Source organism: Henriciella mobilis, from assembly GCF_003576315.1.
GTDB lineage: Bacteria > Pseudomonadota > Alphaproteobacteria > Caulobacterales > Hyphomonadaceae > Henriciella > Henriciella mobilis.
Map to the genome: position 1 here is coordinate 36,522 of NZ_QWFZ01000024.1, position 24,398 is coordinate 60,919.

At 61.0% G+C, this 24,398-nt stretch carries 20 protein-coding genes; 8 read left to right on the forward strand and 12 right to left on the reverse strand.

What is annotated here, in order from left to right; all coding sequences use genetic code 11:
- The first annotated feature begins 112 nt into the window (after positions 1-112).
- The gene (gene gcvA / locus D1227_RS13410) at positions 113-1,048 is read left to right on the forward strand and encodes a transcriptional regulator GcvA (protein WP_119405003.1); all 936 of its coding nucleotides are present in this window, start codon (positions 113-115) and stop codon (positions 1,046-1,048) included.
- 104 nt (positions 1,049-1,152) lie between these two features.
- Positions 1,153-1,533, forward strand: a complete 381-nt coding sequence (locus D1227_RS13415) for a hypothetical protein (protein ID WP_119377225.1) — start codon at positions 1,153-1,155, stop codon at positions 1,531-1,533.
- Here the strand turns inward: D1227_RS13415 and D1227_RS13420 are convergent.
- Positions 1,530-3,158, reverse strand: coding sequence for an AbgT family transporter (locus D1227_RS13420; RefSeq protein WP_119405004.1), 1,629 nt, complete (start codon positions 3,156-3,158; stop codon positions 1,530-1,532). The genes D1227_RS13415 and D1227_RS13420 overlap by 4 nt on opposite strands.
- A 139-nt stretch (positions 3,159-3,297) precedes the next feature.
- Between D1227_RS13420 and D1227_RS13425 the strand changes: the two genes are divergently transcribed.
- A complete protein-coding gene (locus tag D1227_RS13425) occupies positions 3,298-4,899 on the forward strand; it encodes a peptide chain release factor 3 (RefSeq protein ID WP_119377223.1) in 1,602 nt (533 codons plus the stop codon).
- 121 nt (positions 4,900-5,020) lie between these two features.
- Positions 5,021-5,794 carry a hypothetical protein gene (locus D1227_RS13430; RefSeq protein WP_119405005.1) on the forward strand — a complete coding sequence of 258 codons (774 nt, stop codon included), beginning with the start codon at positions 5,021-5,023 and terminating at the stop codon, positions 5,792-5,794.
- On the opposite strand, the gene D1227_RS20475 is transcribed toward D1227_RS13430, so the two are convergent.
- The 4 genes from D1227_RS20475 to D1227_RS13450 form a co-directional block, all read right to left on the reverse strand.
- Positions 5,759-6,121 carry a DUF6665 family protein gene (locus D1227_RS20475; RefSeq protein ID WP_411710422.1) on the reverse strand — a complete coding sequence of 121 codons (363 nt, stop codon included), beginning with the start codon at positions 6,119-6,121 and terminating at the stop codon, positions 5,759-5,761. The two genes, D1227_RS13430 and D1227_RS20475, sit on opposite strands and share 36 nt — an antisense overlap.
- Before the next feature lie 3 nt (positions 6,122-6,124).
- Positions 6,125-6,550 (reverse strand): DUF411 domain-containing protein, encoded by a 426-nt coding sequence (locus tag D1227_RS13440; protein ID WP_119377221.1) that lies wholly within the window; start codon positions 6,548-6,550, stop codon positions 6,125-6,127.
- 40 nt (positions 6,551-6,590) lie between these two features.
- Positions 6,591-8,720 (reverse strand): hypothetical protein, encoded by a 2,130-nt coding sequence (locus tag D1227_RS13445; protein ID WP_119405007.1) that lies wholly within the window; start codon positions 8,718-8,720, stop codon positions 6,591-6,593.
- A 182-nt stretch (positions 8,721-8,902) separates the two neighbouring features.
- Positions 8,903-9,448, reverse strand: a complete 546-nt coding sequence (locus D1227_RS13450) for a GNAT family N-acetyltransferase (RefSeq protein ID WP_119377220.1) — start codon at positions 9,446-9,448, stop codon at positions 8,903-8,905.
- 939 nt (positions 9,449-10,387) lie between these two features.
- On the opposite strand from D1227_RS13450, the gene D1227_RS13455 reads away from it, so the two are divergent.
- On the forward strand, positions 10,388-10,834 hold the full coding sequence (locus tag D1227_RS13455; protein WP_119405008.1) for a hypothetical protein: 447 nt from the start codon (positions 10,388-10,390) through the stop codon (positions 10,832-10,834).
- A 20-nt stretch (positions 10,835-10,854) separates the two neighbouring features.
- On the forward strand, positions 10,855-11,334 hold the full coding sequence (locus D1227_RS13460) for a thermonuclease family protein (protein ID WP_119405009.1): 480 nt from the start codon (positions 10,855-10,857) through the stop codon (positions 11,332-11,334).
- A 15-nt stretch (positions 11,335-11,349) separates the two neighbouring features.
- Here the strand turns inward: D1227_RS13460 and D1227_RS13465 are convergent, their stop codons facing one another.
- The 5 genes from D1227_RS13465 to D1227_RS13485 all read right to left on the reverse strand — a co-directional run bounded on the left by D1227_RS13465 (position 11,350) and on the right by D1227_RS13485 (position 19,019).
- Positions 11,350-12,006, reverse strand: coding sequence for a hypothetical protein (locus tag D1227_RS13465; RefSeq protein WP_119405010.1), 657 nt, complete (start codon positions 12,004-12,006; stop codon positions 11,350-11,352).
- 66 nt (positions 12,007-12,072) lie between these two features.
- The gene (locus D1227_RS13470) at positions 12,073-14,136 is read right to left on the reverse strand and encodes a DUF4670 domain-containing protein (RefSeq protein WP_147373312.1); all 2,064 of its coding nucleotides are present in this window, start codon (positions 14,134-14,136) and stop codon (positions 12,073-12,075) included.
- A gap of 178 nt (positions 14,137-14,314) precedes the next feature.
- Complete coding sequence (gene uvrB / locus D1227_RS13475) at positions 14,315-16,531, reverse strand: excinuclease ABC subunit UvrB (protein WP_119405012.1); 2,217 nt, start codon at positions 16,529-16,531, stop codon at positions 14,315-14,317.
- Positions 16,532-16,591: 60 nt separating this feature from the next.
- Positions 16,592-17,977 carry a serine hydrolase domain-containing protein gene (locus tag D1227_RS13480; RefSeq protein ID WP_119405046.1) on the reverse strand — a complete coding sequence of 462 codons (1,386 nt, stop codon included), beginning with the start codon at positions 17,975-17,977 and terminating at the stop codon, positions 16,592-16,594.
- Positions 17,978-18,116: 139 nt separating this feature from the next.
- The gene (locus D1227_RS13485) at positions 18,117-19,019 is read right to left on the reverse strand and encodes an HNH endonuclease (protein ID WP_119405047.1); all 903 of its coding nucleotides are present in this window, start codon (positions 19,017-19,019) and stop codon (positions 18,117-18,119) included.
- A 351-nt stretch (positions 19,020-19,370) separates the two neighbouring features.
- On the opposite strand from D1227_RS13485, the gene D1227_RS13490 reads away from it, so the two are divergent.
- Together D1227_RS13490 and D1227_RS19950 are read left to right on the forward strand one after the other, a co-directional pair.
- The gene (locus D1227_RS13490) at positions 19,371-19,886 is read left to right on the forward strand and encodes a CBS domain-containing protein (protein ID WP_119405013.1); all 516 of its coding nucleotides are present in this window, start codon (positions 19,371-19,373) and stop codon (positions 19,884-19,886) included.
- Between the two features lie 46 nt (positions 19,887-19,932).
- Complete coding sequence (locus tag D1227_RS19950; RefSeq protein WP_158586652.1) at positions 19,933-20,103, forward strand: hypothetical protein; 171 nt, start codon at positions 19,933-19,935, stop codon at positions 20,101-20,103.
- 76 nt (positions 20,104-20,179) lie between these two features.
- On the opposite strand, the gene D1227_RS13495 is transcribed toward D1227_RS19950, so the two are convergent.
- Both D1227_RS13495 and D1227_RS13500 read right to left on the reverse strand, forming a co-directional pair.
- Positions 20,180-21,733 carry a phytoene desaturase family protein gene (locus D1227_RS13495; RefSeq protein ID WP_119405014.1) on the reverse strand — a complete coding sequence of 518 codons (1,554 nt, stop codon included), beginning with the start codon at positions 21,731-21,733 and terminating at the stop codon, positions 20,180-20,182.
- A 245-nt stretch (positions 21,734-21,978) separates the two neighbouring features.
- Positions 21,979-24,369 carry a transketolase gene (locus tag D1227_RS13500; RefSeq protein WP_119405015.1) on the reverse strand — a complete coding sequence of 797 codons (2,391 nt, stop codon included), beginning with the start codon at positions 24,367-24,369 and terminating at the stop codon, positions 21,979-21,981.
- Positions 24,370-24,398 lie beyond the last annotated feature (29 nt).

A 24,398-nucleotide genomic window follows, 5' to 3' on the forward strand; every position in this document is an offset into this window, starting at 1 on the left:
ACTCGCTTGAAAGAAATCTGGCTGGACTGGCGGGAAAATGGGACTTGTGGGGGCGCTTCGGCAAGCGTAGACCCCTGATCCGATCGTTTAGATAAACTATGAGAGGCCTGGCATGGCCGACAATAATGACCGTATTCCTCCCCTGAACGCCCTGCGTGCCTTCGAAGCCGCCGCCCGCAGGCTGTCTTTCAGCAAGGCGGCAGAGGAGCTGAACGTTACCCCGGGTGCGATCTCCCAGCATATCCGTCAACTGGAGGAATATGCCGGTACGCCGCTTTTCCGTCGGACGGGACGCAGTGTCCTGCTGACAGATGCCGCGCAGGCCAGCCTGCCACTGGTGCGTGAGGCCTTCTCGAAAATTACGGAAGCCGGCCGCATCATGCAGCAGCCAGCCCGCAAGGGTCGGGTGATGGTATCCTGTGCGCCGAGTTTTGCGGCCAAATGGCTCGCGCCGCGCCTCGACCGGTTTCACATCGCCTATCCGGGCATCGAGGCCTGGATCTCCGCCGACATCGCGATTACCGACTTCACGACGGCCGACGCCGACTTCGCAATCCGCTATGGGCGCGGCGAATATGATGGGCTCAAGTCAGAAAAACTCATGGACGAGACAGTGCTGCCGGTTTGCTCGCCGCGCCTTCTCGAAGGCTCTGATGCCATCCGCAAGCCCGAGGACCTGGCCAAGCACACCCTGATCCACGATGAGAGCACCGAACAGGATCCGTCCTGCCCGGACTGGACCAGCTGGCTTGCAGCGCGCGGTGTGACTGACAGGGTCGACTCAACCCGGGGGCCGCGTTTCAACCAGTCCTCAATGGCAATTGAAGCGGCATCGTCCGGACGTGGTGTCGTTCTCGCCAAGCGGGCGATTGCCTCATCCGACATGGCAGCCGGCAGGCTGGTTGCCCCCTTCGCTGACGGTTCTACCAGTATTGATTTCGGCTACTGGCTGGTCTGGCCCAAGGGGCGCCACCTGTCAGAGGACGTTCGGGCCTTTATCAAGTGGGTGAAAGCAGAGGCAGCCGCCGGAGAAATTCACGGCGTTTGAGAAAAATGCGCCTGACAGGCGAATCCGGCATCGAACTTGCTCAGTAACTCCCCGTTAAGACCAAATCAGGGACATCTTGTCCCAAGGCTTGCGGGGTACCGGGGATGCTGTTCCTGCTGAATGACCAGATCGTCAATGTGGCACTGCCCGAGATGCATCTTGAGCGGCGCTGGAAAATGATCGGCTGCGGAAAGCCTTATGGGCTGCGGGCCTGCGAAGTCGTTGAATTTGTCCAGGGCCGGCTCGAAGAAGTTCGCGTGACGCGCGAAACCCTCTCCGACAAGGAAGCGCGCGATCTGGCCGCCCTGATCATTTCCCGGACCGGGGCCAACAGTCTCATCCTGCGACACCGGTCCGACGGCTCGAGCGAGCCGATGCTGAGGCTTATACCGGCGCCGGTGCTCGACGTGTTTGCGCGCGGTTCACTGGCCGGACAGGCCAGCGTCCAGTCCCACGATGACCAGCAGGCAGCCGCCGCCCATTAGGGCGTCTGGGCAGCCGGCAGGGTGTATTCCATCGGCGCGCCCGGCCCTAGATCCCAGCCGAGATAGACCCAGGCGACGACCAGCAGCACGCCGGAAACCAGCATCCAGATCGAGTACGGGATCATCATTGCCATCAGGCTGCCAAGCCCGAAATCCTTCTCCCACCGTTTCGCGAAGACCAGGATCAGAGGGAAGTAGACCATGAGCGGCGTGATGATGTTCGTCGCCGAGTCACCAACACGATAGACCGCCGTCGCGCCTTCAGCGCTGATGCCGAGCAGCATCAGCATCGGGATCATGACCGGCGCCAGCAGGGCCCATTTCGCGCTGGCCGATCCGACGAAAAGATTGATCAGGGCCGAGAAGAGCACGATCAGGCCGAGCAGGATCGGCAGGGGCAGGCCGGAATTCTCGATGGCGTCGGCGCCGTGAACGGCCGAGATCAGTCCCAGATTGGACCACTGGAACATCGCCACGAAGTGCGCCGCCGCGAAGGCGAGGACCAGGTAATAGCCCATATCTTTCATCGCCTCAGCCATCATCTCGACGAGGTCCTTGTGATTGTTGATCGTATTGGCGGCCGCGCCATAGGCCCAGCCTGCCGAAAGGAACAGCACCAGGAAGAACGCCACCAGCGAATTGAAGAAAGGCGCGTATTCCGTGTACCACGGCACCGCTTCGTCTGCTGCAGACTCGTTGATCAGCGGTGTGCCCGGCCCCCAGGTCATGAAGGCCCAGAGCGCGAGTGTGCCAAGGCAGGCCAGGCCCGCCCATTTAAGGCCCTTGACCTGATCAGGTTCGAGCGGCTTGTCATCCTCATTGAAGCTGTTCGCGGCCATGCCGGTCGCGACAAACCGGCCGAGCTTTGGCTCGATTACGCGGTCTGTCACATACCAGATGATCGGAAGGTAGATGCACAGGATGGCCACAATGAACCACCAGTTCCCGGCAATGTTCGCATCGTAACTCGGCACCAGGATTTCGCCCGCCGCCTCCGTAATGCCAAAAAGCAGGGCGTCGAGCTGACCGGGAAAGAGGTTGGCTGAGAATCCGCCCGAAACACCTGCGAACGCGGCCGTGATGCCTGCAATCGGATGGCGGCCAGCCGAGGCGAAAAGAATACCAGCGAGCGGGATCAGCACGACATAGGCGGCGTCGGCGGCGTGGTTCCCAACCATGGCGACAAGCGCAACAACCGGCGTCAGGAGCGCCTTGGGGGCGCCGCGAACAGCAGACCGCATGCCGGCTGCAAACAGGCCCGACCGTTCTGCGACACCCGCACCGAGCATGACGACCAGCACATAGCCCAGCGGGTGGAAGTGCGTGAATGTCTCTGGCATGTCGACCCAGAGGCGCTGGATGTTGTCCGGCGAAAACAGGCTTATGGCCGGGATGATGCCATCCTCGCCGATCGAGAACCGCGTCTTTTGTGACTCCGCCATACCGCCGAGCACCTGATCGTTCAGGACGGCGTTCGCGCCCATCATCGATGCAACGACAGAGACGAGCATCAGCGCGATGATCAGATAGAAGAAAATGAAGACCGGGTCGGGTAGTTTGTTTCCCGTTTTCTCGACCCAGCCAAGAAATCCTTTCGCTTCACCTGCCACTGACTGATCCGACATGCCCTGACCCTTTATGTTTACGAAACGGCGACCCTAGCCGGGCTTGGGCTTGAAAGGCAATCCAGCGATCATCTTTCATTCAGCTGCAATATCGGGTAGGCGAGCGCGCTTGAGCCACCTTTCGAACGAGTACGCTTCCATGTCCCTTTCGCCAGCAGAAGAAGCCGCACGCCGGCGGACCTTTGCGATCATCTCCCACCCGGACGCCGGCAAGACAACGCTGACGGAAAATCTGCTGCTGGCAGGCGGGGCGATCCGGCTGGCAGGGCAGGTGGCTGCGCGCGGCGAACGGCGGCGTACCCAATCGGACTGGATGAAGATCGAGCGCGACCGGGGTATCTCGGTGTCGGCCTCCGTGATGACGTTCGAGCACGACAATCTCGTCTTCAACCTTCTCGACACGCCAGGCCACGAGGACTTTTCCGAAGACACTTACCGAACGCTGACCGCTGCCGACTCCGCCGTGATGGTGCTCGATGCGGCCAAGGGCATCGAGCCGCAGACGCTGAAGCTCTTCGAAGTTTGCCGTATGCGCGACATCCCGATCACAACATTCATCAACAAGATGGACCGGGAGGCGCTCGACCCGCTGGAACTGCTGGATGAAATCCAGGACAAGCTGCAGCTCGACACTGCGCCGCTGTTCTGGCCGGCTGCTTCCGGTCAGCGCTTTGCCGGCATGAAGGATTTGCGCAAGGGCGACTTCATTTCTTTCCGGAAGAAGACGGCCGATCAGCAGGCTGAGGTTGGCCCGAGCCACCGCATCGGCATGCAGGAAGCGCGCGGCACCATCGACACGATGGTCATGGATGAGCTGGAAGAGGGCGCAGAACTGGCGACCGAAGCCCTGCCGGAGTTTGATCGTCAGGCCTATGAAGAAGGCCATATGACGCCGGTCGTCTATGGCTCTGCACTACGCCATTTCGGCGTCAACGAACTTCTCGCGACGCTTGCTGAATTTGCACCGGGCCCACGCCCCCAAAAGGCGGAGAAGAAAGACCAGCCGATTGTCGTCGAGCGGTCCGACAAGGCCGTCTCGGGTTTTGTCTTCAAGATCCAGGCGAACATGGATCCGAACCATCGCGACCGCGTGGCCTTCCTGAGGCTGTGTTCGGGCGAGTTCAAGCGCGGCATGCGCCTTAAGACGACGTCGAACAAGCAGATCAATGTCCACGCGCCGCTGATGTTTCTGGCGCAGGATCGCGAGATCGCAGAGACGGCATACGCCGGCGATGTGATCGGCGTGCCAAACCACGGCCAGCTGCGTGTCGGCGACTCGCTTTCGGAAAACGGCGACATCAAGTTCCAGGGCATTCCGAACTTCGCCCCGGAAATCCTGCGACGGGCCCGACCCAAGGATCCAATGAAGTCGAAGCATCTGCGCAAGGCGCTCGAGAGCCTGGCGGAAGAGGGCGTGACGCAGCTTTTCACGCCGGCGCTCGGGTCGGACATGATCGTCGGCGCGGTCGGGTCCCTGCAGATCGACGTCATGGCTGAACGGGTCGCGGCTGAATACAATCTTGAAGTCGTCTTCGAGCCCGCTTCCTACAATGTCGCGCGCTGGATATCGTCCGATGATCCGGCCAAGCTCGAAGCTTTCCTCGAAAAGAACCGCTCGGCTGTGGGCACGGATCTCGACGGCGCGCCGGTTTATCTTGCGAAGAATGCGTGGGATGTCGGCTATGCTCAGGAAAAGAATCCCGAGCTGAAATTCACCGCCACGAAAGAGCGGTTGCTCTAGCTTCGCCCAATCCCTGCCAGAATTGGCCGCTAATCCATCTGGACAGGGCTGGCGGTCTTCAGTTCACTGGTATCTCACCAGCCGGATAACCCGAAGGCACAGTCGAATTGGGGGTTGCGCAATGCTGAGATTGGTTTCACTCATCCTGTTCCTCGCTGGCGTCGCCCTCGTCGGTTGGGGCGGCTATCGGATCTACTCAGGCGATTTCGGCGCCCAAGACGAAAAGGCCGTCGTCGAGAGCCAGCCCTTCCAGACCAAATCACTTGAAGCCGATGTCCCGCGCGGTTCGGCCGATGACATGGCCGCCTTCGAGGTGACACCTGACGAAGACAGCTTCGGTGCATTGGCCGATGAAGACACTTTTGGCGTTGCCAGCGCGACCGACCGGCTCATGGAACGGCTGCGCACGGTTCCGATTGCGCATGAGACCCCGACCCAGGCAAAGTTCAACCGCGCGTTCGAAGTGACCGTCGCGATCGATGCGACCGGCGACAGCAGCGCTGCCGACGCACTTCCCGGCGAAGGCAACATCGTCGAAGGCGAAGCGCAGGTGCTGGAGAAAGCGCAGGCGACCCTGTCAGGATCGGCATTCGATATCGAGATCGTCTCGCCATCCGTGCAGACGATATCGCCGGTGACCGAGAATATCTGGCGTTGGCGGGTGACACCGCTCGAGACGGGGACGCACGAACTGCGGATCGAGCTCTTCGCACTCGAAAACAATGAAGCCCTGCCGATCCGAACCTTTACCGACCGGGTGGAGGTTCGTGTTTCGAGGCTCGGTCAGGTCCTGGCGACGGCGGACTCGCTTGATCCGGTCTTCATGATTTTGGGTGGAGCGGGTTCTCTGCTGGCCGGGCTATTCGGCGTTTTCCGCTTTTTTCGCGGACGCTGATACCGGTCGGCGCCGGACGATTCCGATGCGGTTGAGAACCGCGCGCGGTATGGCGAAGGCCTGGATGATATCGCGCTGGTCGCGCAGCCCGTTCAATTCGCGCTGAAGGAAGTAGGCCTGAACGGCCTCTGCCGCGTCGAGCAGAAGGTCTTCCCGTGCCGTTTGATCTTCAGGATACTCCAGCCGCAGCAGGGCTGTCTCGATGGCGCGCCCGGCCCGGCCAAGAGCTGCGGCCTTCTCGGCTGCGACTTCCGCTTCGAGAGAGCTTTTGGCCTCGGCCGATTGGACACGGGTAAAGGCTCTGATTGTCGGAGACCGGACAGTCAGGGCTTATACCTCCATGAAGATCTTTCCGGGTGTGCCGATCACTTCGATCTTGAATGGCGCCGACTTCTCGCCGCCCATGCCCGGAGAGCCGGCTGGCATGCCGGGAAGCGAGAGACCGGTAATGTCAGGCCGTTCTTCGAGCAAGGTCTCGATGGCCTCAACGGGGACGTGCCCCTCAACGACGTAACCCTCCACAATGAGCGTGTGGCAGCCACCTTGTCGGGCAGGGATGCCGCGTTCGGCTTTCAGCTCATTGAGGGCGTCGGGCTGAAGCTCGACGATCTCGACCTCGAAACCGTGGTCTTCCAGGTACTTGGCATGGCCCAGGCAGCAGCCGCACCATGGCGTTTTGTACATGGTCGCTGCTTGGGCAAGTGCCATCAGCGGGATCATGAGTGCGGCGAGGGCAAGTGAGGCGAAACGGATCATAGGCCAGTCTTCCTTTGGGACATGACCGCCAGAATGGCCTTTATCCCAGGGCAGCGTCAATGAGCAGGAATGCGGAAAGCCGCGCGCTTGCATTCTTGGAGGACCGGCAGGTCTTGTCGAGCGCCATCAGGGCGTCCGGTTCTTCCATGACGAGAAACTCCCGCGACATCTGCATCAGCTGACTATCCACGTCGAGGCGCTTCTGAACCCGCTGGACCTGGCGTGAAGCCGCATCGCTAATCGCCTTGCGGCGCAGGCCCTCGCCTTTGCGGGACGCACTGGCGATCTTCTTCTTGTCACGGGGACGGAAGATTTCGCCCAGGCGAATGCCGGAGTCCATGAGGCGGTGAATAACCTCTTCGGCGATTTCCTCGCGTGGCATGGTCGGATGCTCATCGCGCTCCATGTCGGCGATGATGTCGCTCCATTGCTGGCTGTCGGAGCGCTTTGCCGCGTGCTGTTGCGGCGCGGTATTCGGTTCGGCTTCAGCCTTTACGTCCGTCTCGGGCTCGGCGACCTCTTCAGTCTCGGCCTCAGCCTCTGCGAAAGCAGCTTCATCTTCCTCATCGTCCGGTTCAGGCTCTTCGGCGGCGGCAAGGTTTACGGCCTGGCTGCCGCCAACCGGCTTCAGGTAGGGGGGGCGGTCCGTGCGGCGGCGGAAGAACTGGAGAGGCTGGTTTTGCCCGGATGGCTCGTCGCGGTCCTCTGGTGCGGGCGCGCTGGCATCCTCGTTCTCATTGTCCGCAGCCCCGGCCTGCTGGCCGAAGTCGTCCTCATTGTAGGTGTGGGAGGACTCGTTACTTTGGGAACGTGACGCGCTGCTCCCTTCGAACAGGTCGTCGTCACCAGCCTCGGGCGCTGTGTTCTCAGGTTGGGGCGTATCCTCGAAGACATCATCGTCTTCGAGCTTGGGCTGCGACGTCGCCGGTTTCTTGGGCTTCAGCCACCCTGACGGCGCGCTCGGCAGGCCTGGCGACGAGGCGAGGATTTGGGCCCTGCGCGAGGCGGAGTCTTCCGTCGGTGTTGTTGTTGGACCTGCGGGCGGATTATCTGCGCGGCGGGCATGCTCGGCATCTGCCTCGGCCCGCGCAGCCCGAACCGCCTGTGCAGCCTCAAGGCCCGCAGCTTTCAGCTGGGACAGAGACGCGGCAGCGCGTTCGGATGCTTCGAGCGCCTCTGCCTGGATATCCCGGGAAGCGGCCTTGGCGCGGTCGAGAGCTGAATTGACAGCTTCGGTCAGCCGGTCCCCCGTGGTGTGTGCGCTGGCGGCAACCATTTCGCCGGCACGGAGCGCCTGTTCGACCATCTTGCGGGACTGTTCGAGCTTTTCCTCCATCCGCGCGACGGCGAAGATCAATTCCTCGCTGCGCTTGGCGGCCTCGATGGACATCGTGTCGAGCGAGTTCACCTTCTCGGACAGCTTGGAGCTGGCGGAATCGAGGTTTTCAAGCCGCACTTCCAGGGCCTGGTCGGCCTGCGCAATATCGGCAGCGGCTGCGCGGGCGGAATCGCGCATCTGGGCGGCCTGGCGTGGGATCGCTTCACTCATCATTTCCGTCTGCTTGCGGATGTCGGCGGCCAGTGTCTCAAGCGACTTGCGCTCATCGTGCAGGCGTTTGGAGAGCTCCTTGGCATTGTCGGCTGTGACGTAGGAGACGCTTTCAAGGCGCTGTCTTTCATCGGAAATTTCCGCGGACATCGCCTTCATCGATGACAGAGCATGCGCCATCGAGCGGTCGACTTCACTGGCACTGCGGCGCATCTGGTCGGCAAATAGCGCGCCATCTTCACCGGTACTCTGCATCGGCATCAGCAAGCGGGCCGCCGCTTCCAGCACGACAGCATTGGTCGAGGCGGCGCGCGCATTCTCACGCGCCAGCAGGCCTGCCATCAGGATCATCAGGCCGGGGATGGCGAGCGCGATCGAGCCCGCACCAATCACCGCAGCGGAATAGGTCGACAACTGGTCGAGCCCCATCAGCGCAACCGCGCCGCCAAAGGCAGCGATCCACCAGGCGAAGGCGCCCGCGAGGCCGATCCAGAGGAAGCTGCGCCCGCTCTGGCGCGCATCGGAAAGGCTTCGGAGGTGCTCCGATGGGGTTCCGGCATTGTTCCGGACGGGAGTCACCGTCGGGAGATGCTCCGGATGTTTCGGGTCTTTTGCGTCCATGGCGGCCAATCTACGCGTTTTCCACAAGCGCCGCGACCCTAAAAGTCGCGGCAAACAGAGGCCCCAGCCCCGCCATTAGGGCGAGCGGCTTGGGGACGGTCAACCCGTATATGCATACATTATACCGGTTTAATGTCCCCTGAACGGCGCTTTTTGGGCGGAATCCCGGATCGGGACACTTTTCAGGCCATTTCTCCCGTCTCAGGCGAGAAATCGTCCTTCAGGATCTCGAACAGGATGTGATCGCGCCAAGCCCCATCGAGTTCAAGATAAGCTTTCGCGAGGCCGACTTCGCGAAAGCCGAGCCGAGCCGCCAGCGAACGGGAGCGTTGATTGTCCGGCATGATGGCGGCTTCCACGCGGTGCAGGTTGAATTCCCCGAACGAGAGTTCGAGTACGTCCTGGAGCGCCCTGCGCATCACCGACTGGCCTTCATGGCGACGGTCGAGCATGTAGCCAAGTGTGGCCGACTGGAAGGGGCCGCGTACGATGCGGTCGAGATCGATCTTGCCAATCACGCTTTCATTCCGGTGAACGATACAGAACCGGTAGGCGCGATCTTCCCGCCACTCGACCTTGGCGAGCTTGCATGCGGCCTTCCAGTGTTCGCGTGTGAAATAGTTGTCCGACCGGGTAGGAGAGTAGGGGCGGAAACGCTCGCGGTTGAGCGTCAGGAATTCTGCGACCTGGCGCGGATCGCACTCATGCAGCGCCACAAGCTCGAACATGCTTTCTTGCTCCCCGAGGCCCCTTCTGGGGTCATGATTGCAGGCGGGGCGATCTTGTAGACGGGATGGAAAGGCAGGGAAAGGGGGCCAGCGGCAGTTCCCTTGCGCCAAAATCAAAAAAAGAAAGGCGCGACTTCGCTCGTGAGAGAGCAAATCGCGCCTTCCACTGTGTTCCGAATCGTCATACTCAGACACTTGTGACAGCGAATGAGGCGTCCGTGGTTCAGAACACCCGGGCGCCTTTTCCTTTTGCCATTTGCGTGTGCACCGCTCGCGGCAATCGGTCAGACTCCCGTATCGATTGCATGACGCACCGGCCCGGTTTTGGGCCCGTCGGGCCTGCGCGCCTTCAATCGTTGGCTCCAGGGCGTTTCGCGGCTTTTGACACCACCATCGTTTCCCTTTGCCCGCCGCCGGCAAGTCGTCCCGTTAAAGGGGCTTCTGCCTTTGGCCTGCCGCCGACTTGCTTCCCAGCCGGGAAACATCTGCCTTTGGCGCCGTGCTTCGGTATCGCGCTCCGGTCACGGCTTACAGCACCGCTGTGGCAGGTCCGGACCCTGCCTCACGGACATCGCCTGCTTTATCCCGCCGCCTCTGCCTGGCCCTTTGCGCAACGGCTCTCACCGCTTTGCTCCTGGCCCGGCCGACGTATCGGGGGCGATGTGCTTCGCCTTCGCGCCGCAGCTGAGGTTTGCTCCTCATACGGACTTCGTTGGCGTTCCGAAACGATCTCTCAAAAACGGGGGTGAGTCGAGAGGGATCAAGGTTAATTTTTGGATTTGTTCACAGGTTTGACGCCCGGCTGTGGATTGGCCCGCCAGCCCTGTGGACACCCTCAAAAGCCCCGCCATGGCTTGCCATCCGGCCTTTTCGGGCGTCATAATATAAGCCCTGACTGTTGCTGGCATTATAGTTCTCAGCGAGGAGGAGGGGGGGATCATGAGCGAAAAGACATCGGGCGGCGGCATTGGCGGTTTTATCGGCACAATTGCCATCGTCGGCATTCTCTGGCTCGGCGCCCGGGCGACCGTTTTCCCGCAGACGGCGGTGAAGGACGAGACGGTCCGCGTGAATGCCAGCCAGAGCTACCAGTATTGCTACAAGCCGAACTTCGCCAACCGCAAACTCGTCGCTGACATCGCGGTGAGCGGCGGCGCGGTCGAAGGCGCCTTCGTGAAAAAATCCTCTGCCGACAGTATCATGACGAGCCGGGAGCTGCAGCTGGCCGCGCTGGGGTCGAGCTATTCGCCCTCCAAGATCGCCGGAAAGATCGCTGCATCGACCCAGGGCGGCGATGAAGCCTGCCTGATGCTCAATCCGAAGCCGGATCCGGGCGCGTCCAGCATTTCGGTGACGGTGACCATCAAATCCTATTACCGGTTTTGAGCCGGGCGGGACGCCCCAGGATGCGCCGGCGGGCAGCGGGGGCTGCGGCGTTTTTCCTCGTGTTTTCAACCGCCTGCAGCGGCGGGGGCGGATATGAGAAGCCGGCCAATCTCTGCGACAACCCGGAGACGACCTGTGTCAGTGCGTCGGTGCGAGACCTGCTGGCGGTCGATGGCGACACGTTCGAACTCCGGCGGCTCAATGCAGCCGGCGGGGAGGAGCGGGTCCGGCTGCGGCTGATCGGCTGGGACAGTCCGGAGACCGGCAATGCCGCCCAGTGCGCGGCGGAAGACGCGCTCGGCCGCGCGGTCGAAACCCGCGCGCGGGCGCTCTTCGAGGCGGGCAGCAAGGTCACGTTTTTGCCCGAAGAAACAGACAGGTACGGGCGCGTGCGTGCTCACGTCTATCTGGACGGCACGCATATTGGCTGGCTGTTGTCGAAGGAGGGCCTGGCCCGGCCGCTGGACGAGGGCCGCCAGGTGGACTGGTGCGCGGATTAGGCCGCGCCCGCCCCGTCAGCTCGTATCGTACCAGCCCGCCAGCGCGTCACCGATGGCGAAGGGCAGGTAATCCGCGATCACGCCGAGCTCGTGGCCGAGCCGGTGTGTGTGCTGCGGCGGCGGGCAGATCGGGCGCGGCTCACCAGCGGCCCGCAGCCGGGCAAGGTGGCGCGCCATGCGCCGGGCGAGGCGCTCGGGCTTGTCGAGGTGGCGCATCAGGGTCTGGAAACGGTCCAGAAGCGGTCTGATTCCAGTACAATTCCGGTATGATTGCGCCAGGCCTGCTTTTTGGCGTTCGCGCAGGGCGATCAGTTTGTCCGGGTCGAAGCCGGCTTTTGGCGTCAGGGCGAAATGGTAGGGCCGGGGTGTTTTCGGGCGGGGCGTGTCCGGATGGCCGGACTCGCGGCCTGAGGGCCCGGCCTTCGCCAGGATGACCGGATCGGTGTGGTGAGGGGCACGCGGCGGCTCGGGCGCGAGGTCGAGGCCGGCGGCGATCAGGACGATGAGGCGGCGCAGCAGGGTTTCCAGCTGGCGCACGGTGGAGCGGAACCGCCGCGCGGCATGGTGCGTGACATGTGTCTCCGCCAGCGTCAGCCCCGCCCGATCCGCCGCCGCCAACAGCGCGTCGCGGATGGCGTTCAGCCCCGTCTCGATGAACCCCTGTGTGATCATGGCGGAAAGTATGGGGGTGGTTTGGGAGGGGGTGGATATTTCCTTATCTCTTTCACCAAAGCGCACTTAGAATTGTGCGCGAAGTGCCTCCCGGTGTGCAAGGCGTAGAGACGTTATGTTGGATATGTGGTCTGGTATCCGAGTTACAGAAAGATACTCACGCAATCGGTTCCTTTTGTCCGCAGTCCTAAGTTTTGAATAAAGAGTTTTCAGAGGGTTATTGAAAACGCTTACGTAAGTTAAAAACACCACGATTACGGCATTAATGGCGAACAGGTAAGCGGGCTTTGGGCTTGGATAACCGTCGAACAGAATTGTTGCTGCTGATATAGAACCAGCTAATAGGAACATCAGCCCAAAATACTCAACCTTGGCTTTCTCTTCTGCGATTTGGATGGATCGCAAATAGGGAATGGCTCTCCGGTAATCTCGGCCCACGATTTCTCGCCGCTCACGCCGAGCTTGCTCGCTTGAGTGCTTAGTTGCTTCTTCAAGCTCTAGCACACGATTTTCGGCATTCTTTCTTTCTGCTTGTTCTTGCTCTGCTTGCCGCTTGAACCGAGCGTTCGACGATTTGTAACGAGCTTCAATTTCGCCCTTAACGTCTTCGGCGATTGTGTGCCTTGCTCTTTGGATGATCTCGTTTGTTATCCCAGCCGTTGCGTTAGCTGGAACGCCTTTGGTTGTGTCCATAATGAGGCGCGCAAAGTCATCGTCCTTCAGCAGGGCTACAATGTCATCCCGCCCATCAATCGACATTTTTTTAATGTTGGCAGCGATAGCCTCAAGTACTCCTGGATTGTAACTGATAGCGCTGCGTGCCGCGACCAGCAAATCGAGCTTTGATATCTCCTTACTTTTCTGAAGGCCGAATAAAGACATCATCATCGCAGAGAATCGGCTTCGAGCGATCACTAAAGGAACGGCGCCAATTCTGTAGTTCAGTTCCTGGCCGGCCAAGCTGTTCGAGACATTTGCCAGAATAGAGTTTTGCGTAACGAATACTGCTTTGGCATCGGCGAGGCGCATGTAGCCTTTGGGGCCCCTCCGTCCCATAACCCCCCGAACTACTTGGATATCGCGTTCGCAGGCGGCGAGATTCCTATAATAGGATTGAATTCTACCATAGAGTCTGCCGGAAAAGTCTTCGTTGAGTGGAGAGCGGGAGACATGATGCTCAATGGAGCTGTCAAGTTTCACGCCAGCATCTTCAATAAGTCGAGGAAGCGCCCCTCTTATCAACCCAATCGTATCTTCCGAGAGTTCTCCGCGTCGCAATGCTTCGGCGGTTGGGCCGTACCGATTATGAGGTAAGTTGTTCAGAACACCGTCTATGTTCGAATAAATTTCATCCAAATGCGGATCCGCAATAAGCAAAACTGCTCCAGCATCTGATGCGGATTTCACAAGAAATTCGCTATGTCGCTTTCGATCCGGCCCCGACAAGCCGACTAAGTCCATGACAATGGGAGAGTCCAAGTATATGTTTAGTAGATTGAGTTTTATATTCTTGTTTGAGCTGTCAAAAAGGTTGAGTATGAGCTCAACCATTATCGCCTGATGGCGAATTTCTGAAAGATACTCAAATTCGTCTGGTCTGTTGTTGGCGAGCCATTCGGTAAAACGGCCAAAAATATACGATTGCTCGCTATCATGTTTGCCGTTTGAGCTGACTGTGTCAGTGAGTTCAATTATAAGTTCATCGTGAATTATTGAAATTATATCGATATCTTTTTGCGCGAGCAGTAGATCGTCTTGCTCAGCACGAAAATCTTCAAACGAATTTGCAATCTGGCCGAGCTTTTCGTCTTCGGGGGCCTCTATTTCACTGCTTTCAGTCGCGTTCGACCAAACATACAAAGCGTCACCCGAATCTAACGACTGAGCCTGTTCGATGATGTGGTGAGTTAGCAGCGAACCCACCCAATAATTGATCAAATCTTCGGGAGCGTCCAATCCGAACTGGTCCGAGAGGAGTCTGGAGACCTCGCGAGTGTCGAAAACCGTACCGGACTTTGACTGGCCCATGGCGCGAAATATGGGAACCAGTATTGAAAACTTGTCGTGTTTTGCTGAAGAAGAGATTGCTTTTGAGGCCCCATAGGCCAAAAGAGCTCTTCTTTCTAACATACTGGAATTTTGTATATTTTTAGCGGGCGCGGCCCTCTGGCTACACCCTTCCCCTATAAAACCTCATGTTGAGGACAGCCCTCAACAATGACGTTATGGGTAGAGAAACGAATGCGCAACAGTATCAATTTGGGTTTGGCTCAGCTTATCTGCGCCAACTTTTTATCAAATTAAGCCCCTAAAGCCCCATCTCCAGCCCTTCGCGGCTTTCGCGGAGTTTCTTCACCTCATCCCTGAGCCGTGCCGCCTCTTCGAACTCAAGGTTCGCGGCGGCTTCGCGCATCTGTTTTTCGAGGTCGGCGATGACGGCCTGCAGGTTGTGTCCCGCGCCGGGTTCGAGCTTCGGCGCCTTGTCTTCGGCGACACCGCGGCCCGTGCGGCGGGACTTGCCGCCCTTGAGCTGCTGGGACTTGCCGCCGCGCGCCTCGCCAAGGTCGGCGAGGATGTCGGCCACGGCGCGCTTGATCGTGGTCGGCGTGATGCCGTGTTCCTCATTATGCGCGATCTGCTTCTCGCGGCGCCGCTCGGTCTCGTCCATGGCGCGCTGCATCGAGCCGGTGACCTTGTCGGCATACAGCACGACGCGCGCCTCGGCATTGCGGGCCGCGCGGCCGATGGTCTGGACCAGCGAGGTCTCCGAGCGGAGGAACCCTTCCTTGTCGGCGTCGAGAATGCCGACAAAGCCGCATTCCGGGATGTCGAGCCCCTCGCGCAGCAGGTTGATGCCGACCAGCACATCGAACTCGCCGAGGCGCAGGTCGCGGATGATCTCGATGCGCTCCACCGTGTCGATGTCGGAGTGCATGTAGCGCACGCGCACGCCCTGTTCGTGGAGGTATTCGGTGAGGTCCTCGGCCATCTTCTTGGTCAGCGTGGTGACGAGCGAGCGCATGCCGCGCGCGGCGACGTCCTTCACCTCGGCCAGGAGGTCGTCGACCTGGTTGATATTGCCGTTCTCCTTGGTGCCGGTGACGGGGCGCACTTCGACCGGCGGATCGACGAGGCCGGTCGGGCGGATCACCTGCTCGGTGAACACCCCGCCCGTCTGGTCGAGCTCCCACGGGCCGGGGGTGGCGGAGACGTGGATGGTTTGCGGGCGCATCGCCTCCCATTCGGGGAATTTCAGCGGGCGGTTGTCGATGCACGACGGCAGGCGGAAGCCGTATTCGGCGAGGGTGGACTTGCGGTTGAAGTCGCCTTTGAACATGGCGCCGATCTGCGGCACGGTCTGGTGGCTCTCATCGACGAAGACGAGGGCGTTGTCCGGCAGGTATTCGAACATGGTCGGCGGCGGCTCGCCCGGCTTGCGGCCGGTGAGGTAGCGCGAATAGTTCTCGATGCCGTTGCAGGAGCCCGTGGCGGCCATCATTTCGAGGTCGTAGGTGGTGCGCTGTTCGATGCGCTGGGCCTCGAGCAGCTTGTTGTGCTTCTCGAAGTGGGCGATCGTCTCGCGCAGCTCGGCCTTGATCGAGTTGATGGCGTTGTTCAGCGTCGGGCGCGGGGTGACGTAGTGGCTGTTGGCGTAGAGCTTGATGGCCGGCAGGTCCTGGATCTTCTTGCCGGTGAGCGGGTCGAATTCCACAATGCTTTCAAGCTCGTCGCCGAAGAAGCTGAGCTTCCAGGCGCAGTCGTCATAGTGGGCCGGGAAGATGTCGAGCACGTCGCCCTTGAGGCGGAAGCTGCCGCGCTGGAAGGCGGTGTCGTTGCGCGTGTATTGCAGCGCGACGAGCTTCTCGGCGACCTGGCGCGGGTCGATCTGCTGGCCTTCCTCGAGCTTGAAGGTCATCGAGGTGTAGGTCTCCACCGAGCCGATACCGTAGATGCACGACACCGACGCCACGATGATCACATCGTCGCGCTCCAGGATGGCGCGGGTGGCGGAGTGGCGCATCCGGTCGATGGCCTCGTTGATGGAGGATTCCTTCTCGATATAGAGGTCCGAGCGCGGGACGTAGGCCTCCGGCTGGTAGTAGTCATAATAGGAGACGAAATACTCCACCGCATTGTCCGGGAAGAAGGATTTCATCTCGCCATAGAGCTGCGCGGCGAGCGTCTTGTTGGGCGCGAGGATGAGGGCCGGGCGCTGCACCGCCTCGATGACCTTGGCCATGGTGAAGGTCTTGCCGGTGCCCGTCGCGCCGAGGAGGACCTGGTCGCGCTCGCCATTCTGGATGCCCTCGACGAGTTCCGGGATGGCGGTACGCTGGTCGCCCGCCGGCTCGTATTCCGAGGCGACCTTGAAGCGCTTGCCGCCCTCGATCTTCTCCCACTGCCGGTCAGGCCGGTGCGGCGTCCAGTTGTCGGACGGCAGCCCGCCCGCCGCATCGCGCGCGGCGCCGGACCAGTCGAATGTCGCAGAGGCGTCACGCACGCCGGAAGCAGGGGGAGGAGCCATGCCGCAGAAGATGGGGCAAGGGCGGGGGGAGGTAAAGGGGGCGCTGCTGACAGGGGTGTGTCAGGAGTGGTTAGTCGGTTCGATCGGCCGGCAGCTGGCACTATAGAATATGGCCAGGCGAAAGATCGCCCAGACGAGACCGATGATGCCTGTTGCGACGAGAACCAACGCCAGATCGGGCGAGAATCTGCCCAGTGTCCCAATCGAGACGCCGAAGAGCTGCGGGATAAGGAAGATGGTGGTCCATGCCAGCGCGAGCGTCATGAGCAGCGGAAACCAGAGGCTGAAGGCGCCTGAAACGCCAGCCTTGGCGCGAAGGCCGGAACGGCGAAGCCACGCGACAATGATGCCTCCAACGAACAGCAGAGGCAGCAGGGCGAACGAGGCGAACAGGGCCTTCCGGCCCCATCGCCCGTCGTCGCCCGTCTCATCAAGCCCGAGCGCTCTGGCGCTTATGCCGTTGATGAGGTCGGCGTTTTCTCCAAACCCCATGCCGCTGCCTGAGTTGAGCAGGATGACAACGCCTTTCTGCTCGGATGGGACCATAATTGCGAGCGTTTCCACGCCGGGGGTGAGGCCCGAATGGAACACGGTCCCGTCATCGGCATCGAGATACCAGCCAAAGCCGTAGAAGGGCGCGACATCGCTTGCCGGGCGCGTCATGTCTGATTTGCTCTGCGCGCTGATGATGTCGTCTTCGCCATTCATCAAGACAGCGAGGTATCGCGCCGTATCGCGGGCGGTCGATATCACGCCGCCAACCGGCGCTGACATCCGATCAGTGGCGCTCGCAGGTACCGCACGTTTCCCACCGAACCACGGTGTGTGGCCTCTCGCGATCCCGTCATGAGTCTCACCGTCAGCGACGAAACTCTGCGCCATGCCGACCGGTTCGAGGATTTCCGCCTCGATATAGCTGGCAAAGTCGCGCCCGCTCACAGTCTCGATGAGGGCGCCGAGAACATAGTAATTCGCATTGGAGTAATCCCATCTCGCACCGGGCTGATAGGCCGGCTCCCACGCGGCAATGCGCTCGGCCTGGCGCTGGAGCGCGTCAGCCCCATGCGAGCGGTCGCCCAGCGTGTCATTGCCCTGAAAGGTCGAATACCCGCTGGTGTGGCTGAGCAACTGCCGGATCGTGACGGATGCGCCGGGGCTGTCCGAGAAGGCCTCGAGATATTGCGATATCCCTGCATCGAGATCGACTTCGCCGGCTTCAACAAGCTGCATCACGGCCACGGCGGTGAAGCTCTTGGATATCGAGCCGATCACGAACGGCGTGTCGCGGCTTATCCGCCTGCCACTACCGGTCAGAATTTCGCCACGTGCGCCGGAATAGATCTCACCGCCTTCGACCACGGCATAAGCTACACCTGGCGTTCCCGACACGGGTATTTCAGAGGCGACGAAATCATCAATCGGCTCCGTTGGCACGCTTGCGTGCATGACTGATGTCATTCCAAATAGCGCGAGTACGACCAACCAACGCATCTTGCCCCATCCCCCTTTCCACTTTTCGTCGGTTCGCCGGGTTGCGAGTGTCACCCTCCACGCAGGTGTGGCTGGGACGTCCACCAAGGAGTGGCTAACTTTTGAACCGCTCCCGATGCCATCGCAAGTACTTAGGGTGCGGGCGCTCTCTCGGATCTTTCGGAACCGTCGCGAAGCCCGATGGATAGATCAAGTTTTCGATTTGCTCACGGTTGTTAATCTGTCGCGAGATCATGATTTTATAGTCGTCGGTTAGAGAAAGCAGCCCACGATCGAACATCCAATGCACTGTGCCCGACAGCGCGATACCATTTCGAATCGTGTCGGGACCATTCTCAGCTACGCCTTTAATGTGCGCTGCTTCCACTTCTGCGCGGCCTCCACCATTTATGAGCTGAAGACCGGTGAATGCGCAGCGTCTGTCATACGCATTTAGAACTAGGCGTCGAAAAACTCGGTCCCGAACGAGCCTATTTGTCTTCGTCTCGATGCGCTCGCGTTCATAGTCATACACAAACGGTTCGGGAGCGTCGTGGAAGCCAGGTTGTTCAGGCTCACCAATATCGGTGCGAGGGAGCAAATCAGCTTCGGCGGATAGCCCTCTGGCGAGTATTCGATTAAAATCTTGGTCAGAAATCGGACGAATAGCCCACTGAATTTTGCCCTGATTGAGCGATCCGTCCTCTTTTTCCAGTTCGCTCTCTAAGAAGCCTAATTCTGAGTGGTAGGGCACAAAGGTTTCTAGCGGCAGATACGAATTAGGTTCGATGATGGCTATAAACATATCATCGGCAGATGGGTCCGGAATAATCTCCGCAACCTTTGCAATCGCGTTGTACCCTAGTCGTCCGCCCCCACCACGCGGTTCATAGTACACGATCCAGTCGCCGACGAATTGGTTCGCGCGATTTAGATAGCGTTTTGGAAACTGGTACTGCTCTTCCGGAAAATCATCATAAATCGAATCTGCCCGGTGAACGAATACGCCTTTCGCCAATAAAGCCTCCACCCAGAACTGCTCTTCCGCACACGATCAAAATTCGCTTTGGGAGTCGAGTAGCGGATTCGCCTAACCTCCCGCCAGCCTGATCCCCCGCCCCGTGCTCAGATGATTGGCGGCGCTGACGATGGCGTCGGTGTCGATCGGGTCGTGTTTATAGGGATCGGGGAGGGTGCCGGTCTGGCCGACGTGTCGGGCGCCGACACTCGCCCGAGCGGCTGACTGCGCGCCATATCATCCCAAGCAAAGCATGACAGGGCACCCGCCTTCGTCCGCGCGGCTGGATCCGGGGCTTTTCTTGACAGGCCTGCGCTTCGGAACAGTTGGAGGGGGGAAAGCGAGAAGCCTATGAAAATCAAAGACCGCGTTGAATACACGACCAAACCCGATCCCCTCACCTGTGGCCCAGAGGAGAGCATTCTCGGCGCCGCAAAGAAGATGTCGTCGAAGAATTACGGCGCCATTGTCGTGGTGGACAGTGACCGGAAAGTGCTCGGCCTTGTCACCGAGCGGGACATCATGCGGCGGACCGTCGCGGAGGAACGCAATCCGGCTGACACGTCCGTCGGCGAGATCATGACAAGCGAACTCAGGGTCGCCAGCGAGAACGACAATCTGATCGACTGGCTGCGGATCATGTCGAATGAGCGGTTCCGGCGCCTGCCCATCGTCGATGAAGACGGCCGGCTGACGTCGATCATGACGCAGGGCGATTTCGTCTCCTACACCTGGCCGGACCTGATGACCCAGGCGGTCACCCTGACCAAGTCCACGGTCGGCAATTCATACCAGATTTTCCTGATTCTGGCCGCCGTGCTTGCCTACACATTGCTGGTCGGCACTGCCTTCACGCTGTTTGCGTGAACCTGAAGCCCCTCCGCTGGACCGCAAATGCATTGGGAGAGACCTCATGAATGATGGCCACACACCAAACAAGCCCAAGGACATTGCGAAGATGCGTGTGGATGTTCCGGCCAGGGACCGCAAAGCATTCTTCAACCGGCGAAACGAACTCGATCTGAAAAACGACCGGTCTTCTCACCGGCGGTTCAGCTATCTTTACGAGGACCTGCTCCAGTAAGGGCTGCAGCGCCAGTGCCTGCGGCCGGTCGGTCAGGCCCGTCCCATGCAACCGCCGCGGACGTCATCAGGCGCCCTTAGCGCCTGAATTTCGAAAGCACTTTCACATCGACGCTGGCGGCAGCCATCAGGCCGCCCCATAGGGCGCCGGGAATGCCCGGGGTTGCGACATCCTGACCGGCAAGAAACAGGCCCGGAATGGGCGTGCGGGCGCGCAGCCCGTCGCACAGGACGCGCTCAGGCGTCACGTCGAGGCCGTAAAATGCGCCTTTTCGGTGCCCGGTGAAGGTGACGGTGGACAGGGGCGTCGCCAGTTCCCTGTACACGACCAGCCTGGCAAGATCGGGGAAGTACCGCTCGAACTGCGACATCAGCATGGCTTCGGCCCTGCGCTTGAAATCGGCATAGGTTTCGCCGCGCTGGCCGGCCGGCAGGTCTGCCCATTCCGCGACGGTGGACCAGTCGGTCCAGGCCAGCACCTGGCCGGTATGTTTCTGTTCCGGCCCGGGATCGTGGTCCGGATCCTTGAGCGAACCGAAGGCAACTGTCATCTGCGGCGGCGGGCTGTCGGGAGCATTCGTCCAGACGGCGTCGGTCTCTGCGTTCGGGTAGATCCAGCGATTTGCCTTCGTTGCACCGGCCGCTTCGATGTCGCCCTCGAAGCCGAGAAACAGGGTGAAATGGGCGATGCTGGAGGGTAGCGAGCGGACCTCGTCTATCCAGCTTTCGTGCCCGCAGGCATCGGGCAACAGCGTGTCGATCGTTTCGCGTGCGCCGATGTCAGAGATCACGCGCCGGGCATAAATTTCGCTGCCATCATCTGTGCGGGCCCCGACAACGGTGCCGCCATCGACGATCAGCTCCCGAACGCGGACCCCGGCACGGATTTCCCCGCCATGCCGGGATATGGTCGGCAGCATGTGCTGGGCAAAAGCCGCGCTGCCTCCGACCGGGTACCAGGACCCGCTCCACAGATAGGACGCCGATATCAGGGCGTGCATGGCAAAGCTTGCCTTGCCGGGCCGCCCGCCATGGTCGCCCCATTGCGATGCCAATACGGCTGCGAGGTCCGGATCGTCGGTAATATCGTCGATGACCTCCCGCGTTGTCCTGGCGCACCATTTTGCAAGGGCGTGCCGGTTCCACCAGTCGAGTATGTCGCCCGCACCCTTTGGCATGGCCCGGGTCGGAATGATCTTCATCATCGCGTCGCGCCCTTCGCGCAGCGCATGCGTCCAGGCCTCGATCGCTTCGGCCTGGTCGGGGAAGCGGTCCTTGAGGTCCCTTTCCTGCGCTTCGTATGGACGCGACAGCGATAGTGGCTCGGCGGACCCGATCTGCACGATGTCGTAGATCGCCCCCAGCGACACGAAGTCGATGGGCGTGTCGCAGAGCCAGTCGAGCAGTTCGCGCTCGCGGTCCTCGGGGGCAAGGCGGCTGAGATAGTGAAGGCCGACATCCCAGCTGAACCCATCGCGGGAGAAGCTATGCGTCAGTCCACCCAGCGTCTGATGCTGCTCAAGCAACAGGACCTTGTGACCAAACTTCGACAGTGCTGCGGCAGCGGTCATGCCGCCCATGCCCGAACCGATGACAATCGTGTCCCACTCAGTCTTGCCAGCATCAGCCATTCAGGACCTCCCGTGCGGCGTATGGGCGACGCGACAGACCGTCATCGCCCGACCCGGCAAGAGGAGGGCAGATGCCTGAACCTGTTTGCGGGGAGCGATCAAGATACGGGAAATGGAGGCCGGCGAAATAGGGACATCTACCCACTCATGTCCGGGCATCCGGGGTTTTCGACCGCGAATGTGGAGACGGGGAGGGCGGGCAGCTTGTGTCTGCTGGTTCGGCTGCCCTGGCCTTCTTCCGTCAGCTAGACCTTTCCAGCCAGCCTGATCCGCCGCCCTGCGCTCAGATGCTGGGCGGCGTTGACGATGGCGTCGGTGTTGATCTGGTAGTGCTTGTAGAGGTCTGGGATGGTGCCGGTCTGGCCGAAATGCTCGACGCCGAGCGGGGCGGTCATGTGGCCGGCGACCGAGCCGATCCAGGCAAGGGTGGCCGGGTGGCCGTCGGTGACGGTGATCAGGGTCGCGTCGCGCGGCACCTTCGCCATCAGCCGCTCGATCTGGCTCATCGCCGAGCTGTGGCCGCGGGCGCGGGCCCGGCGGGCGGCGGTCCAGCCTGAGTTGAGCCGGTCGGCGGAGGTGACCGCCAGCACGCCAATGTCGCGGCGGTCGTTGCCGATGCGCCCGGCCGCCTCGATGGCTTCCGGCGCGACGACGCCCTGATAGGCGATGACGACTTCGCAATTCGGCCCGGGTTCGCGCAGCCAGTAGGCGCCGTCGACAACGCCGCGCCGGAATTCCTCATCGTCGCGGTTGCGGGGGCCGAGCTGTTCGATGGGCCGGGTCGACAGGCGCAGATAGACCGAGCCGCCGGTCTCGTCGCGCAGCCATGTGCGCTCGTCCGGATCGTTCTCGCCGGAGCGCTGGAGATAGTCGAAGCTCCAGTCCATGATGATGGACAGCTCGTCGAGGAAGGCCGGCTCGAAGCTGACAAGCCCGTCTTGGCTCATGCCGATCAGCTGGGTGCCGACCGACTGGTGCGCGCCGCCTTCCGGGGCGAGCGTGATGCCCGACGGCGTGCCTGCAAAGATGAAGCGTGCATCCTGGTAGCAGGCATAGTTCAGCGCATCGAGGCCGCGCATCACGAACGGGTCATAGAGTGTGCCGATGGGGATCAGCCGCTCGCCGAAATGGCTGTGCGCAAGGCCGGCCTGTCCGAGCAGGAGGAAGAGGTTCATCTCCGCGATGCCGAGTTCGAAATGCTGGCCGTCGGGCGAGAACTCCCATTTCTGGGTCGAGGGGATCGACTGCTCCTTGAAGGTGTCGGAGACCTCGCGGCGGGCAAACAGCGAGCGCCGGTTTACCCAGGCCGAGAGGTTGGTCGAACTGGTCACATCCGGCGACATGGTGACGATGCGGTCGGCGAGGTCTGATTTCGACTTGGCGAGGCTGTCGAGGATCTTGCCGAAGCCGGCCTGGGTGGCGAGTTCGCGGTCATCGAGCCAGACGGGGCCGGGGCTTCTGACTTCCGGCGCGCTGTAGCGGCGCGTGCCCTCGGAGAAGAAGGGGACGTCATTGAGGAAGGCCTTGAGGGCGTCGGGATCATCGACGGTGGCGAACGTTTCCCACTCCTCGCCTTCGGGCACGCCCATCTGTTTCTGGAAGTCGGCGAACTGGGCCTTGTTCATGATGCCGCCATGATTGTCCTTGTGCCCGGCGAGCGGCGTCTGCCAGCCCTTGATCGTGTAGGCGAGGAAGACGGTCGGCTTGTCGTCGTCGATGGCGTCGAAGGCGTCGGTGAGGGTTTTCAGGCACTGGCCGCCGAGATTGTTCATCAGCGCGTCGAGCTCTTCATCCGAGCGCTTGTCGAGCAGTTTCGAGACATCGCCCTGGTCGCCAATGTCGTTCATCAGGCGTTTGCGCCAGGCCGCGCCGCCCTGATAGGTGAGGGCGGAATAATCCATGTTCGGGCATGCCTGGATCCACTGTTTCAGCGCCTCGCCGCCCGGCTCCTTGAAGGCTTCGCGCTGAAGCACGCCGTGGCGCAGCACAACGGTGCGCCAGCCGAAGGCCTTGAAGATGGCGTCGATCTTCTCCCAGAGGCCCTCATGCACGACGCCGTCGAGGCTCTGTCTGTTATAGTCGATCACCCACCATGTGTTGCGCAGGTCGTGCTTCCAGCCTTCCTGCAGGCATTCATAGACATTGCCTTCATCCAGCTCCGCATCGCCGACGAGGGCGACCTGCCGGCCGAGTTTCATTTCCTTCGACCAGCCCTTGGCGGCGATATAGTCCTGCACCAGCGAGTTGAAGGCGGTGGCCGCGACGCCGAGGCCGACAGAGCCTGTCGAGAAGTCGACATCGTCGACATCCTTGGTGCGGCTCGGATAGGACTGCGCGCCGCCCCAGCCGCGGAAGGTCTCGAGCTTCTCGCGCGTCTGGTTGCCCATCAGATACTGCATGGCGTGGAAGACAGGCGAGGCGTGCGGTTTCACCGCGACGCGGTCTTCCGGCTTCAGCGTATGGAAGTAGAGCGCCGTCATGATCGGCACCATGGACGCACAGGAGGCCTGGTGGCCGCCGACCTTCACCGCGCCTTCTTCCTTGGGCCGGATGTTGTTGGCATTGTGGACCGTCCAGGCCGACAGCCAGAGAAGGCGCTGTTCGATGGTCTTCAGCATGTCGAGATCGGCAGGCATGGGCACTCTTTGCATTTGCAACCAATAGG

Excerpts from the sequence above, each read along its gene's own strand:
- gcvA (WP_119405003.1), top strand. The coding sequence starts at position 113 with ATGGCCGACAATAATGACCGTATTCCTCCCCTGAACGCCCTGCGTGCC.
- D1227_RS13415 (WP_119377225.1), top strand. The coding sequence starts at position 1,153 with ATGCTGTTCCTGCTGAATGACCAGATCGTCAATGTGGCACTGCCCGAG.
- D1227_RS13420 (WP_119405004.1), bottom strand. The coding sequence starts at position 3,158 with ATGTCGGATCAGTCAGTGGCAGGTGAAGCGAAAGGATTTCTTGGCTGG.
- D1227_RS13425 (WP_119377223.1), top strand. The coding sequence starts at position 3,298 with ATGTCCCTTTCGCCAGCAGAAGAAGCCGCACGCCGGCGGACCTTTGCG.
- D1227_RS13430 (WP_119405005.1), top strand. The coding sequence starts at position 5,021 with ATGCTGAGATTGGTTTCACTCATCCTGTTCCTCGCTGGCGTCGCCCTC.
- D1227_RS13440 (WP_119377221.1), bottom strand. The coding sequence starts at position 6,550 with ATGATCCGTTTCGCCTCACTTGCCCTCGCCGCACTCATGATCCCGCTG.
- D1227_RS13445 (WP_119405007.1), bottom strand. The coding sequence starts at position 8,720 with ATGGACGCAAAAGACCCGAAACATCCGGAGCATCTCCCGACGGTGACT.
- D1227_RS13450 (WP_119377220.1), bottom strand. The coding sequence starts at position 9,448 with ATGTTCGAGCTTGTGGCGCTGCATGAGTGCGATCCGCGCCAGGTCGCA.
- D1227_RS13455 (WP_119405008.1), top strand. The coding sequence starts at position 10,388 with ATGAGCGAAAAGACATCGGGCGGCGGCATTGGCGGTTTTATCGGCACA.
- D1227_RS13460 (WP_119405009.1), top strand. The coding sequence starts at position 10,855 with ATGCGCCGGCGGGCAGCGGGGGCTGCGGCGTTTTTCCTCGTGTTTTCA.
- D1227_RS13465 (WP_119405010.1), bottom strand. The coding sequence starts at position 12,006 with ATGATCACACAGGGGTTCATCGAGACGGGGCTGAACGCCATCCGCGAC.
- D1227_RS13470 (WP_147373312.1), bottom strand. The coding sequence starts at position 14,136 with ATGTTAGAAAGAAGAGCTCTTTTGGCCTATGGGGCCTCAAAAGCAATC.
- uvrB (WP_119405012.1), bottom strand. The coding sequence starts at position 16,531 with ATGGCTCCTCCCCCTGCTTCCGGCGTGCGTGACGCCTCTGCGACATTC.
- D1227_RS13480 (WP_119405046.1), bottom strand. The coding sequence starts at position 17,977 with ATGCACGCAAGCGTGCCAACGGAGCCGATTGATGATTTCGTCGCCTCT.
- D1227_RS13490 (WP_119405013.1), top strand. The coding sequence starts at position 19,371 with ATGAAAATCAAAGACCGCGTTGAATACACGACCAAACCCGATCCCCTC.
- D1227_RS19950 (WP_158586652.1), top strand. The coding sequence starts at position 19,933 with ATGAATGATGGCCACACACCAAACAAGCCCAAGGACATTGCGAAGATG.
- D1227_RS13495 (WP_119405014.1), bottom strand. The coding sequence starts at position 21,733 with ATGGCTGATGCTGGCAAGACTGAGTGGGACACGATTGTCATCGGTTCG.
- D1227_RS13500 (WP_119405015.1), bottom strand. The coding sequence starts at position 24,369 with ATGCCTGCCGATCTCGACATGCTGAAGACCATCGAACAGCGCCTTCTC.